A 12,078-nucleotide genomic window follows, 5' to 3' on the forward strand; every position below is an offset into this window, starting at 1 on the left:
TCTCACGGCTGACGCAGGCTCTCGAGCAGCTTGTGGGTCGGGTAGCCATCTGCTGGCCAACCCAGCCCCTGCTGGGCGGTGCGAATGGCCTTGCGGGTATTGGCGCCGATGATGCCATCGGCATTCCCGGCCTCGTGCCCACGGCTGTTCAGCAAGTTCTGCAGCTCCATGCGCTCGCTGCGGCTCAATGGCAGGTCTTCTTTCGGCCAACTGCCGGCAATGAAGCCCCAACCACTGAAGCGATCCCCCAGCAGGCTCACCGCCAAGGCGTAGGACGACGAGTTGTTGTACTTGAGGATTGCACGGAAGTTGTCCAGCACCAAAAACGCCGGGCCACGTGCGCCCGCTGGCAGCAGCAGGGCGGCTGCTAGCTGGTTGCTGTTGGCGGGCAACTGCGTGCCTGCAGGCAGTGTCACACCCATCGCCAGCCACTCGCTGACCGGTTTGCGCAGTGCGCCATCGGCTTGCCAGAAATCGAAACCAGCCGGCACTTGTACCTCGAAGCCCCATGGCTGACCACGCTTCCAGCCCGAGCTTTGCAGGTAATGCGCCGTCGAGGCCAGGGCATCCGGCGTACTGTTCCAGATGTCGCGGCGGCCATCACCGTCGAAGTCCACGGCATGGGTGTTGTAGGTGGTCGGGATGAACTGGGTCTGGCCCATGGCGCCGGCCCACGAACCACGCATGGCTTCAGGCTGGATGTCGCCATGCTGGATAATTTGCAGCGCGGCGATCAGCTGGTCCTGGGCGAACTGCGGGCGACGGCCCTCATAGGCCAGCGTGGCCAGCGAGCGAATCACCGACTTGTTGCCCTGGAACTGGCCAAAGTTGCTTTCCATGCCCCACACGGCGACCAGCACCTGGCGGTCGACGCCATAGCGTTGCTCGAGGCGGGTCAGCAGCTCGGCGTTCTGCTCAAGCAGCCTCTTGCCATTGCGCACGCGCAGAGGCGACAGGGCGCCTTCGAGGTATTCCCATACCGGGCGGGTGAACTCTGGCTGGCTGCGGTCAGCCTTGATCACGTCCATGTCGGGGGTGACGCCGAGGAAGGCGCTGTCGAACGTGCTCGGCGAGATGCCGGCTTGCAGGGCTTGCTGGCGGAAGCCTGCTTGCCATTGGGCGAAGGTTTGCAGAGGCTGGATTTCAGTGCTGACGTCAGGCGTTGTGCCGGGCACAGTCACCACTGGAGCGGGTTGGGCAGGGGCCAGCGGCAGTGCGTCGGCAGCGGTGGGTTTTTCCGCGCAGGCCACGAGCAGGATGAAGCTGGAGGCCGCGATCAGCTGGCGGGTTTCCCAACGGGGGAGAAGACGGAAGAGCATGCACAGATCCAGAATTGCAGGTCAGGTGACGACCATACCATGCCTGCGCTTGCGATGCTTTCATGCTGCCAAAAAGTAGGAAGCCTCCCAATCTCTCGATTGGAAGGCTTCGCGGCGGTAGCTGCCTTTGCCCTTGTCCGGTTGTTCCTGGCGGCAGCGGAACAGGGGTTGGGCGACGATGGACTTGGCCTTGTTGGGGCCGTGCTTTTTCGGCTTTTTGCTCATGGTGGGCTTCCCGGGTTGGGTGGGGATTCGGGGCGCACTGTAGGGCTTGGTGCGGGGTGGGGCCAATTGATTGTGTTTATGGCTTGGATCTTGGGGCCGCTTCGCGCCCCATCGCGGCACAAGGCCGCTCCTACAAGGGATCCGCGATCTCCTGTAGGAGCGGCCTTGTGCCGCGAAAGGGCCGCAAAGCGGCCCCGGCTATTGCGAAGGTAACGACAGGCGCTGACCCGCCATCAACAGCGACAAGCGCGCCAGACCTGTCCAGGGCGAACCCTCGGCCTGGCCCTTGATCTGCGCATCGATACGCTGGGCATCCTGCAACAACTGCCCCCAGCGTTGCGCTGACAAGCGTTGCAGGGCTTTGCTGACCAGCGGTCGGCGTTTGTCCCAGATCGGCGGGCGGGCCTGGCTAAAGGCTTTGTCCAGCGGCACGCCTTGGCTGAACTGTTGGGCCAGCCCGGCCAGTTGGCGCAGTTCACGGGCCAGGGCCCAGAGGATCACGGGCGGCTCTACGCCTTCACCACGCAAGCCTTCGAGCATGCGCAGGGCATGCGCCGCTTCGCCGTTGAGAATGGCGTCGACCAGGCCGAAGACATCGAAGCGGGCGCTGTCGGCGACTGCAGCCTGCACGGTTTCCACGGTGATCTGGTTGCCGTCGGCGAGCAGCTTGAGCTTTTCGATTTCCTGCGCGGCGGCTAGCAGGTTGCCTTCCACGCGCGCAGCGATCAGGTCGACAGCGTCACGTTGCGCCGACAGGCCGGCTTGCTGCAGCCGCTGGCTGATCCACTGTGGCAGCTGGTGCACATCCACCGGCCAGATCTGGATGAACTGGCAGTGGGCACCTTCGATCAAGGCCTTGCCCCATTTGGTCTTCTGCGCGCTGCCGTCGAGCTTGGGCAGGCTGACCAGCAGCACGGTGTCTTCGGCGGGCCTGGCGCAGTATTCGATCAGCGCGGCGGCGCCCTTGTCACCAGGCTTGCCCGAGGGCAGGCGCAGTTCCAGCAGGCGGCGCTGGGCGAACAGCGACAGGCTGGCGCCAGCCTGGAGCAGGGTGCCCCAGTCGAAGTTGGCGTCGGCACTGAATACCTGACGTTCGTCGAAACCTTGCTGACGTGCCGCGTTGCGGATGGCGTCAGCGGCTTCCTGGCACAGCAGCGGGTCGTCGCCGCTGACCACGTAGACCGGTGCCAAGGCGCCTTGCAGGTGCTTGTTGAGTTGGGCGGGGGCGAGTTTCATGGGAAACAGGTGGGGCACCCGAGGGTGCCCCACGCGGGCTTAGTTGCCCGGCACTTCCAGTGGCGACTGCTGAGGCGTGTCGGCCTGCTGGCGGCGCGCAGCTTCCAGCGCGTCGGCTTCGGCCTTGGCGCGCTCGTCGGCTTTACGCTGCAGCTCGTCCAGCTGGGACGGGCTCAGCATCTGCAGGCGCACGACCATGGCATTGACCAGGTCGCGGCGCATTTCTTCACGCGCGCGGTTGGCTTCCTGCTCGGAACCGGTGATGTTCGAGCCGTCACGCACGTAGATCTTGCGCACTTCCAGCTTGTCGCTCAGCAGTTCCAGGTTGTTCAGGCCTTGGATGCTGTAGTTCAGCTCCGTGGTCAGCTCGTACTCGGCGGTACGGTTGCCGCTGCTGTAGGTTGCCGAGCGCTCGCGCTCCTGCTCGTTGGTCAACACCAGGCGGTAAGGCGCGCCGGCATGCACGTTGACACCGCTACGCTCCAGTACCTCTCGGAGCTGGACCACGGTCGGGCCGTAGGCATTGCGTGCGCTGACGTCCATTTCCTTCACACTCAGCTCGGTGGAGCCGGTGCCGCGCAGCTGGAAACCGCAGGCGCTGAGCATGACCGCCAGGCCGATTACCAGCAAATTGCGTTTGATCATGTTGTTGCTCCCTTGTGGGCCTGTACCGCCCACCCGCAGCCACTGCGGGTGGGCGTTTTCATCAGTTGGCGACGATGTTGACCAGCTTGCCCGGTACCACGATGACCTTGCGGATGGTGAGGCCATCGATGAAGCGCAGGACATTCTCGTTGCTGCGGGCGGCGGCTTCGACTTCTTCGCGGCTGGCTGCGGCAGGCATCTCGACCTGGCCGCGCAGTTTACCGTTGACCTGAACCACCAGGGTAACGGTGTCCTGCACCAGTGCCTGCTCGTCGACGCTCGGCCAGGCGGCATCGATTACCGACCCTGCGTGGCCCAGGTGCTGCCACAGCGCGTGGGAAATGTGCGGGGTGATCGGCGACAGCAGCAGGGTGACGGCTTCCAGGCCTTCGTGCAGCAGGGCTCGGTCCTGCTCGCTGGCTTGCGGGGCCTTTTCCAGCACGTTCATCACGGTCATCACCTGGGCAATGGCGGTGTTGAACTTGTGGAACTGGCCTACATCATTGCTGGCCTGCTTGATGGCGGCGTGGATGGCGCGGCGGATGACTTTCTGCGCGTCGTCCAGGGCGGCGACATCCAGCTTGCCCGGCAGGCCCTGGCTGACGTGAGCCTGGGCCAGGCGCCAGACACGGCGCAGGAAGCGGCTGGCACCTTCGACGCCAGAGTCGGACCATTCCAGGCTCATGTCGGGCGGCGAGGCGAACATCATGAACAGGCGGCAGGTGTCGGCGCCGTAGGCTTCGATCATCGATTGCGGGTCGACGCCGTTGTTCTTCGACTTCGACATCTTCTCGGTGCCGCCGATTTCCACCGGCAGGCCGTCGGTCTTCAGGCGGGCGCCGATGATCTTGGCCTTGGCATCGCGCTCGATTTCGACATCGGCCGGGTTGAACCAGTCCTTGCCGCCGTTGCTGGCCACGCGGTAGTAGGTTTCAGCGACCACCATGCCCTGGGTAAGCAGGTTCTTGAACGGCTCGTTCGAGGTGACCAGGCCTTCGTCGCGCATCAGCTTGTGGAAGAAGCGCGCGTACAGCAGGTGCAGGATCGCGTGTTCGATACCACCGATGTACTGGTCGACGGGCAGCCAGTGGTTGGCGGCTTTCGGGTCGACCAGGCCCTTGTCGTAATTAGGCGAGGCGTAGCGGGCAAAGTACCAGGACGACTCGACGAAGGTGTCCATGGTGTCGGTTTCGCGCTTGGCCGCGGTGCCGCATTTCGGGCAGGTGCATTCGTAGAATTCAGGCATGCGCGCCAGTGGCGAGCCGGCACCGTCCGGTACCACGTTCTCCGGCAGAGTGACCGGCAGCTGGTCTTCCGGCACCGGTACGTCGCCGCAGGACGGGCAGTGGATGATCGGAATCGGGCAGCCCCAGTAGCGCTGGCGGCTGATACCCCAGTCGCGCAGGCGGAACTGGGTACGCGACTTGCCCAGTTCCTTGCGGATCAGGGCGGCTTCGATGGCGTCGAAGGCGCCGGCGAAGTCCAGGCCGTCAAACTCGCCGGAGTTGATCAGTTGGCCGTGCTCGCCATAGGCGGCCTGCCACTCGCTGCCGACTTCATCGCCAGCGCTGGTGCGTACCACGGCCTTGACCGGCAGCTTGTACTTGTGGGCGAACTCGAAGTCGCGCTCGTCGTGGGCCGGCACGGCCATTACCGCGCCATCGCCGTAGTGCATCAGCACGTAGTTGGCGACCCATACCGGCAGCTTCTCGCCGGTCAGCGGGTGCTCGACCAGCAGGGAAGTGGCCATGCCCTTCTTCTCCTGGGTGGCCATGTCGGCTTCGGCAACGCTGCCGCTCTTGCACTCGTCGATGAACGCCTGCAGCGCCGGGTTGCCCTGGGCGGCCTGGGTGGCCAGCGGATGCTCGGCGGCGACGGCGACGTAGGTCGCGCCCATCAGCGTGTCCGGGCGGGTGGTGAAGACCTTCAGGGTGCCTTCGTGGCCGATGCTGGCCTGGTCGTACGGGAACTGTACTTCCATGCCGCGCGACTTGCCGATCCAGTTGCGCTGCATGGTCTTGACCTGCTCAGGCCAGCCCGGCAGTTCGTCGAGGCTTTCCAGCAGCTCGTCGGCGTAGTCGGTGATGCGGAAGTAGTACATCGGGATTTCGCGCTTTTCGATCAGCGCGCCCGAACGCCAGCCACGGCCGTCGATGACCTGCTCGTTGGCCAGTACGGTCTGGTCAGCCGGGTCCCAGTTCACGGTACCGTTCTTGCGGTAGATGATGCCTTTCTCGAACAGGCGGGTGAACAGCCACTGCTCCCAACGGTAGTAGTCGGGTTTGCAGGTGGTCACTTCACGTGCCCAGTCGATGGCAAGGCCCAGACTCTTGAGCTGGGTCTTCATGTAGTCGATGTTTTCGTAGGTCCACTTGGCCGGGGCGACGTTGTTTTTCATCGCCGCGTTTTCCGCGGGCATGCCGAAAGCGTCCCAGCCCATCGGCTGCAGGACGTTCTTGCCCAGCATGCGCTGGTAGCGGGCAATCACGTCGCCGATGGTGTAGTTGCGCACGTGGCCCATGTGTAGCTTGCCGCTCGGGTACGGGAACATCGATAGGCAATAGTAGGTGTCTTTGCCTGGCTGTTCGGTAACAGCGAACGATTGTTGCTCGTCCCAGAAGTTCTGGGCGGCGGCTTCGATATCACGGGGCGTGTATTGTTCGTGCATGGCTACTTTTGGCTGAGAGAGAAGAGACCTTGTTCCAGGCAGCGGAACCTCGCTGCAACCGGTACTCCGGTGTCGTTTAGAGTGAACGCCGTAGCATACAGCAGCGTTGCGCATCGTGGGAAACCTTCGTTGCGAATGCCCGCTGGTCGCGGCAGGCGGCTGCTTTTCATTGCGCCGCTAAGCTCAGGTGTGGGGGGAGATATTCTTTATCTTCAATGAGGTGAACGGATGGGAGAGACGCAGCTACCCGCAATCAAGCCGGAGCTTTACGAACGTCTGATCGACCGGCTTGGCCTGGCGCTGGAAACCGCCAGGACCTCGGTTCGATTGCGCGACGAGATGCCGGCCGAGCTGGAATTGCGCGGCCTGAGCCACGCAGAGTTCGAAGTGATCAAGGCCTACCTGGAATCGCTCCCGGTGCGCCAGAGTGCCTGTGCCGGCAGTTACCCACAAGCGGAGCCGACATCGGCCAAGATCATCTGGCTCAAGGACAAGAAACGCCCCGCCAATACGGCGAGATCCAGGACGCTGCCACATCGCTAGCCGTTCAGGATGCCAGCCGCAGGCCATCGCGCGCCGGTTCTTCAATATCACACAGCTCACGATTGGCGCCGGTCGCACCCTTGTTGACCGGCGCCGATCCTTTTAGGCTGCACCCCTGCCAAGGAGGTGTGGCCGATGCCGATCCGATTCTTCATCAAACAATGGCTGATGCCGCCGGGCATCCTGTTGCTGCTGTTGCTTGCGGCGTGGTGGCTGCGTGCACGGCGGCCACGGCTGGCGGCGCTGTGCTTTGCCATGGGGCTGGGTGGCCTGTGGCTGATGAGCCTGCCGCTGGTGGTGCAGGAAACCGCCCGTGTGCTGGAAAGTGAGCCGCCGCTGGCCGTGAGCGACTGGGCGGGCCTGGCGAGCCGGGCGGATGCCATTGTGGTGCTGGGCGCCGGGCGCGAGCGCGGGGACCCGGCCTGGGGTGGCGGTGACCAGCCCACGGCCACGGCACTGGAGCGTATGCGCTTTGCCGCGCGGCTGGCCAAGGCCTCGGGCCTGCCAGTGTTGACCAGTGGTGGACTGCATTACGGCACGCCGCCCAGCGAGGCGAGGCTGATGGCGGAACGCCTGCATGAAGATTTCGCTGTCGAGGTGAAATGGCGCGAAGAGGCCAGCCGCACGACCTGGGAAAATGCTCAGCTGACGGCCAAGGTGTTGCAGCCTTTAGGGTTTCGCCGGGTGGTGCTGGTGACCCAGGCCTGGCACATGCAGCGCTCACGCTGGAGTTTTGAACAGGCGGGGTTCGAGGTGGTGCCAGCGCCGGTGGGGTTCCTTTGGCGCGATCATGCGCGACCGTTTGCCGGGCTGCTGCCCGAGAGCCGGGCGATGTGGCAGAGCGGTCAGTTGCTGAATGAGGTGGTGGGGCTGGTGGGGTATCGGGTGTTCTATTGAAACTTGTGCTACCTGTACCGGCCTCTTCGCGGGCTTGCCCGCTCCCACAGAATTAGCGCAGCCTTCGAGGCGTGTGCAGTACCTGTGGGAGCGGGCAAGCCCGCGAAGAGGCCGGTACAGGTAGCATCATCAGACAGTTTTGGCTATGCGCCCTGCCAGCAACGCCCAGCCCAGCAGCAGCACACAGACAATCGCCAGCGGCCACGAGCGCCATTTCAGGTACGGCGTCAATTGCTGCATCGGCACCACTTCGCCATACAGCACCGCCTGCTCGAACTGCGGCACCTGCGTGGTAATGCGGCCAAACGGGTCGATAAGGGCCGTCACGCCGTTGTTGGTGGCGCGGATCATCCAGCGGCCGGCTTCCAGGGCGCGCATCTGTGCCATCTGCAAGTGCTGCAAAGGACCGATCGATCTGCCGAACCAGGTGTCGTTGCTGATGGTCAGCAGCAGGTCGCTGCGTGCGGCCAGGCCTGCGGCAAACTCGGGGTAGACCACTTCGTAGCAGATGTACGGCGCAATCTGATAACCCTTGGCTTGCAGCAGCGGCTGATCTTCCGGCCCGCGGGCGAAGTCGGACATGGGCAGGTTGAAGAACTCGATCATCCCTCGCAGCATGTCCTGCAACGGCACGTATTCACCAAACGGCACCAGTTTCTGCTTGAGGTAGGTGCCATCGCCTTCACCGGTGACGGTGATGCCGTTGTAGTAGCGGCGCTGATGATGCACCACTTCACGCACCGGCACGCCGGTGATCAGCGCCGAATGCCTCTCGGCAGCGAAGCGCCCCATCACGTCGATGTAGCCCTGTGCCTGGTCCTTGAGCACAGGCACTGCGGTTTCTGGCCAGATCAGCAGGTCCACAGGTTTGGAGCTGAAGCTCAGGTCACGGTACAGCGCCAGTTGCGCGTCGATGTGCGCCGGGTCCCATTTCAGGTCCTGCTCGACGTTGCCTTGAATGGCTGCCACTTTCAGCGGGTCACCTGCCGGTTTGGTCCAGGCATGGCCCTTGAGCGCCAGGCCCAGTACCCACGGGGCCAGCAACAGCAAGCAGGCCACGGCAAGGAACGAGGGGCGGGCGCGCAGGCGGTGCAGGTTGCACAGCAGGGCCGCAGTGAGCGCCAGGGTGAAGGAAACCAGCCACACGCCCCCCAGTGGTGCCAGCCCGGCCAATGGGCCATCCAGCTGGCTGTAGCCGGCATAGAGCCAAGGGAAACCGGTCAGGAACCAGCCGCGGAAGGCCTCTTGCAGCAGCCAAAGGGCGGCGAAGCACAACGCGTCGGCCAGTGGCGCTTCATTGCGCCTCAGCCAGCGTGCCCACAGCCAGGTGGGCAGGGCAAAGAACCAGGCCAGGGCGGCGAAGAACGCCAACAGCAGCAGGATCGCCAGCAGCGGCGAGGCGCCGCCGTAGGTGTTCATGCTGACGTAGATCCACCAGGTGCCGGCGCCATACAGGCCGAAACCGAACCACCAGCCCCGCCACATGGCCTGGCGCGGGGTGAGCTCGCGCAGGCCAAGGTAGAGCACGGCGATGGACAATATGGCCAGCGGCCAGATGTCGAACGGCGCCAGGGCCAGAAGGGTGGAAGCACCGGCCGCCAGGGCCAGCAGGTTACCGGGCCAGCCGGGGCGGGTGATCCAACGCATGTTTGTCCTTAACGGGTGATCGGGGTCAGGCGCAGCAAGTGTATCCGCCGGCTGTCGGCGTTGAGAATACGGAACTTGTAAGACCCGATCTCGGTGGTTTCGTTGCGCTTGGGCAGGTGGCCAAAGGCGCTCATCACCAGCCCGCCAACCGTGTCGAACTCGTCATCGGAGAACTCGCTGTCGAAGAACTCGTTGAAGTTCTCGATCGGGGTAAGCGCCTTGACCAGGAAGTCACCGCTTGGCAGCGGCTTGATGTAGCTGTCTTCCTCGACGTCGTGCTCGTCTTCGATGTCGCCGACAATCTGTTCCAGCACGTCTTCGATAGTCACCAGGCCTGCCACGCCGCCATATTCGTCGATGACGATGGCCATGTGGTTATGGTTGGCGCGGAACTCGCGCAGCAACACGTTCAGGCGCTTGGACTCGGGCACGAAGGTGGCCGGGCGCAGCAGGTCCTTGATATTGAAGCTGTCGCCGTTCTCCTTGAGGATCAGCGGCAGCAGGTCTTTGGCAAGCAGGATCCCGAGCACATCGTCGTGGCTTTCGCCGATCACCGGGTAGCGCGAGTGCGCGGCGTCTATCACCGCTGGCAGAAACTCGCGAGGCGACTGGCCGGCCTTGATGCTGTTCATCTGCGAGCGCGGCACCATGATGTCGCGCACCTGCAGGTCGGCGACCTGGATGGCGCCTTCGACGATGGTCAGCGCTTCGCTGTCCAGCAATTTGTTCTGATGGGCTTCGCGCAGCAGCTCAAGGAGCTCCTGGCGGTTTTTCGGCTCATGGGCAAAAGCCTGGGTCAGTTTGCCCAGCCAGGACTTTTGCCCGTTGCTCGATCGATCTTCGCTCATGGCGGTTCTCGTGATCCTTCGTGTTTCAGTGTGTGATTGAGTCGGTTTCATCGTCGGCATACGGGTCGGGGTGACCCAGTTCTGCCAGCAATTCCCGTTCCAGGCTTTCCATTTCTTCGGCTTCCTCATCATCGATGTGGTCGTAGCCGAGCAGGTGCAGGCAACCGTGAATGACCAGGTGCGCCCAGTGGGCGTCGAGCGACTTGCCTTGTTCGGCCGCTTCGCGCTCGACCACCTGGACGCAGATCACCAGGTCCCCCAGCAGCGGAATATCGAGCAGTTCGTCGGGCACATCGGCCGGGAAAGACAGCACATTGGTCGCGTAGTCTTTGTGCCGGTAGGTGTGGTTCAGCTCACGGCCTTCGGCTTCGTCGACCAGGCGAATGGTCATTTCCGAGTCGGCGCTGCGCTGGCGCAGGGCCAGTTCGCACCAGCGGTGGAAGGCGGCGTCATCCGGGGCGGCAGCGTCCGTGGCCCGTTGGATATCAAGTTCAAGCATCTTTGCCGGGCGCCTCGGGCTTGGCCTGGCGGGCTTCGAAGCGGTCGTAGGCTTCGACAATACGCTGCACCAGTGGGTGACGAACCACATCCTTGGGTTGGAAGTGGGTAAAACTGATGCCCGGAACGTCTTTCAGCACCTCGATGACGTGTGCCAGGCCCGACTTGGTGCCACGTGGCAGGTCGACCTGGGTGATGTCGCCGGTAATCACCGCGGTGGAGCCGAAACCGATGCGGGTGAGGAACATTTTCATCTGTTCCAGCGTGGTGTTCTGGCTTTCGTCGAGGATGATGAAGCTGTTGTTCAGGGTACGGCCACGCATGTAGGCCAGCGGGGCGATCTCGATCACCTGGCGCTCGATCAGCTTGGCAACGTGTTCGAAGCCGAGCATTTCGTACAGGGCGTCGTACAGCGGGCGCAGGTACGGGTCGATCTTCTGTGCCAGGTCACCGGGCAGGAAGCCAAGCTTTTCGCCTGCCTCGACCGCAGGGCGCACCAGCAGGATACGGCGCACCTGTTCGCGCTCCAGCGCATCCACGGCGCAGGCCACGGCAAGGTAGGTCTTGCCGGTACCGGCCGGGCCGACGCCGAAGTTGATGTCGTTGGCCAGTATTTCCTTCACGTAGCGCTGCTGGTTGAGCCCGCGCGGGCGGATGTTGCCCTTGCGCGTACGCAGCGACACGCTGACCTCGTTGACGGCCGGGTTGTCGATGTTTTCGACAGCCGACTCCTGCAGGTACAGGTGCACGGTTTCCGGCGACAGGTCGGTGGCCTTGGTCTCGCGGTAGAGACGGCGCAGCAACTGTTCGGCCGCAGAGGTGGTCTTGGGTTCGCCGATCAGTTCGAACTGATTGCCGCGGTTGCGGATTTCGATGGCCAGGCGCTGTTCGATCAGGCGCAAGTGCTCGTCGAACTGCCCGCACAAGTTGGCGAAACGGTGGGCCTCGAAGGGCTCGAGGATGAAACGATGAGGTTCTATGGGTGCGTTCAAGGTCGTTTTTAGCCGCTCGACGGCAATGGGTGTGAACTCAAGAATAACCCTTGAATGCCAGTGGCGAAAGCACTGAAACGTTCAACGGTATGTACTGCCTGTTCTGGCCTCTTCGCGGGTGAACCCGCTCCCACAGGTTGTGTGCATGACCTGTGCGAGCGGGTTCACCCGCGAAGAGGCCGGAGCAGGTATCATGCCTGCCTTTTCTTACGCATGTGTTATCCCTCCCATCATGAGCAAACGCGAACCTGCCATCTATAAAGTGATCTTCCTCAACCAGGGGCAGGTCTTCGAGATGTATGCCAAGCAGATCTACCAGAGCGACCTGTGGGGCTTCCTGGAAATCGAGGAGTTCGTGTTCGGCGAGCGCTCGCAACTGGTGGTGGATCCGAGCGAGGAGAAGCTAAAGAACCAGTTCGAGGGCGTGATCCGCAGTTTCGTGCCGATGCACTCGATCGTGCGGATTGACGAAGTGGAGCGGCTGGGCACGGCAAAGATCAGCGAAGCCAAGGGCGGCGGCAATGTGATGCCGTTCCCGATGCCAATGCCGGAAAAATAAC

The 12,078-nt window shown here is 63.3% G+C and carries 12 protein-coding genes; 3 read left to right on the top strand and 9 right to left on the bottom strand.

The window, feature by feature from the left end; genetic code table 11:
• Nucleotides 1–2: 2 nt before the first annotated feature.
• The 5 genes from SB756_RS23020 to leuS all read right to left on the bottom strand — a co-directional run bounded on the left by SB756_RS23020 (nucleotide 3) and on the right by leuS (nucleotide 6,093).
• Nucleotides 3–1,319 carry a lytic murein transglycosylase gene (locus SB756_RS23020; RefSeq protein WP_410911989.1) on the bottom strand — a complete coding sequence of 439 codons (1,317 nt, stop codon included), beginning with the start codon at nucleotides 1,317–1,319 and terminating at the stop codon, nucleotides 3–5.
• Nucleotides 1,320–1,379: 60 nt separating this feature from the next.
• Nucleotides 1,380–1,544: an alternative ribosome rescue factor ArfA gene (gene arfA / locus SB756_RS23025; RefSeq protein WP_016501800.1), complete on the bottom strand. Its 165-nt coding sequence runs from the start codon at nucleotides 1,542–1,544 to the stop codon at nucleotides 1,380–1,382.
• Nucleotides 1,545–1,742: 198 nt separating this feature from the next.
• On the bottom strand, nucleotides 1,743–2,780 hold the full coding sequence (gene holA / locus SB756_RS23030) for a DNA polymerase III subunit delta (protein ID WP_410911991.1): 1,038 nt from the start codon (nucleotides 2,778–2,780) through the stop codon (nucleotides 1,743–1,745).
• Between the two features lie 39 nt (nucleotides 2,781–2,819).
• Complete coding sequence (gene lptE, locus SB756_RS23035; protein WP_410911993.1) at nucleotides 2,820–3,425, bottom strand: LPS assembly lipoprotein LptE; 606 nt, start codon at nucleotides 3,423–3,425, stop codon at nucleotides 2,820–2,822.
• Between the two features lie 61 nt (nucleotides 3,426–3,486).
• A complete protein-coding gene (gene leuS / locus SB756_RS23040; protein WP_341796859.1) occupies nucleotides 3,487–6,093 on the bottom strand; it encodes a leucine--tRNA ligase in 2,607 nt (868 codons plus the stop codon).
• Between the two features lie 228 nt (nucleotides 6,094–6,321).
• On the opposite strand from leuS, the gene SB756_RS23045 reads away from it, so the two are divergent.
• Complete coding sequence (locus tag SB756_RS23045; RefSeq protein WP_063422775.1) at nucleotides 6,322–6,636, top strand: hypothetical protein; 315 nt, start codon at nucleotides 6,322–6,324, stop codon at nucleotides 6,634–6,636.
• 135 nt (nucleotides 6,637–6,771) lie between these two features.
• On the top strand, nucleotides 6,772–7,533 hold the full coding sequence (locus SB756_RS23050) for a YdcF family protein (protein WP_410911995.1): 762 nt from the start codon (nucleotides 6,772–6,774) through the stop codon (nucleotides 7,531–7,533).
• 129 nt (nucleotides 7,534–7,662) lie between these two features.
• On the opposite strand, the gene lnt is transcribed toward SB756_RS23050, so the two are convergent.
• Genes lnt through SB756_RS23070 form a run of 4 tightly spaced genes read right to left on the bottom strand, consistent with a single transcriptional unit; the run spans nucleotide 7,663 to nucleotide 11,518 of the window.
• Nucleotides 7,663–9,180, bottom strand: coding sequence for an apolipoprotein N-acyltransferase (gene lnt, locus SB756_RS23055; RefSeq protein WP_410911997.1), 1,518 nt, complete (start codon nucleotides 9,178–9,180; stop codon nucleotides 7,663–7,665).
• An 8-nt stretch (nucleotides 9,181–9,188) separates the two neighbouring features.
• Nucleotides 9,189–10,028, bottom strand: coding sequence for an HlyC/CorC family transporter (locus SB756_RS23060; protein ID WP_003249762.1), 840 nt, complete (start codon nucleotides 10,026–10,028; stop codon nucleotides 9,189–9,191).
• 25 nt (nucleotides 10,029–10,053) lie between these two features.
• Nucleotides 10,054–10,527, bottom strand: a complete 474-nt coding sequence (gene ybeY, locus SB756_RS23065; protein WP_410911999.1) for an rRNA maturation RNase YbeY — start codon at nucleotides 10,525–10,527, stop codon at nucleotides 10,054–10,056.
• Nucleotides 10,520–11,518: a PhoH family protein gene (locus tag SB756_RS23070; protein WP_016501791.1), complete on the bottom strand. Its 999-nt coding sequence runs from the start codon at nucleotides 11,516–11,518 to the stop codon at nucleotides 10,520–10,522. Before SB756_RS23070 ends, ybeY begins: the two co-directional genes overlap by 8 nt.
• Before the next feature lie 232 nt (nucleotides 11,519–11,750).
• Here SB756_RS23070 and SB756_RS23075 point away from each other — a divergent pair, with 232 nt between their 5' ends.
• Nucleotides 11,751–12,077: a DUF1820 family protein gene (locus SB756_RS23075; protein ID WP_041167902.1), complete on the top strand. Its 327-nt coding sequence runs from the start codon at nucleotides 11,751–11,753 to the stop codon at nucleotides 12,075–12,077.
• Nucleotide 12,078 lies beyond the last annotated feature (1 nt).

The organism is Pseudomonas sp. SIMBA_068, from assembly GCF_046534705.1.
Lineage (GTDB): Bacteria > Pseudomonadota > Gammaproteobacteria > Pseudomonadales > Pseudomonadaceae > Aquipseudomonas > Aquipseudomonas putida.

Excerpts from the sequence above, each read along its gene's own strand:
- SB756_RS23020 (WP_410911989.1), bottom strand. The coding sequence starts at position 1,319 with ATGCTCTTCCGTCTTCTCCCCCGTTGGGAAACCCGCCAGCTGATCGCG.
- arfA (WP_016501800.1), bottom strand. The coding sequence starts at position 1,544 with ATGAGCAAAAAGCCGAAAAAGCACGGCCCCAACAAGGCCAAGTCCATC.
- holA (WP_410911991.1), bottom strand. The coding sequence starts at position 2,780 with ATGAAACTCGCCCCCGCCCAACTCAACAAGCACCTGCAAGGCGCCTTG.
- lptE (WP_410911993.1), bottom strand. The coding sequence starts at position 3,425 with ATGATCAAACGCAATTTGCTGGTAATCGGCCTGGCGGTCATGCTCAGC.
- leuS (WP_341796859.1), bottom strand. The coding sequence starts at position 6,093 with ATGCACGAACAATACACGCCCCGTGATATCGAAGCCGCCGCCCAGAAC.
- SB756_RS23045 (WP_063422775.1), top strand. The coding sequence starts at position 6,322 with ATGGGAGAGACGCAGCTACCCGCAATCAAGCCGGAGCTTTACGAACGT.
- SB756_RS23050 (WP_410911995.1), top strand. The coding sequence starts at position 6,772 with ATGCCGATCCGATTCTTCATCAAACAATGGCTGATGCCGCCGGGCATC.
- lnt (WP_410911997.1), bottom strand. The coding sequence starts at position 9,180 with ATGCGTTGGATCACCCGCCCCGGCTGGCCCGGTAACCTGCTGGCCCTG.
- SB756_RS23060 (WP_003249762.1), bottom strand. The coding sequence starts at position 10,028 with ATGAGCGAAGATCGATCGAGCAACGGGCAAAAGTCCTGGCTGGGCAAA.
- ybeY (WP_410911999.1), bottom strand. The coding sequence starts at position 10,527 with ATGCTTGAACTTGATATCCAACGGGCCACGGACGCTGCCGCCCCGGAT.
- SB756_RS23075 (WP_041167902.1), top strand. The coding sequence starts at position 11,751 with ATGAGCAAACGCGAACCTGCCATCTATAAAGTGATCTTCCTCAACCAG.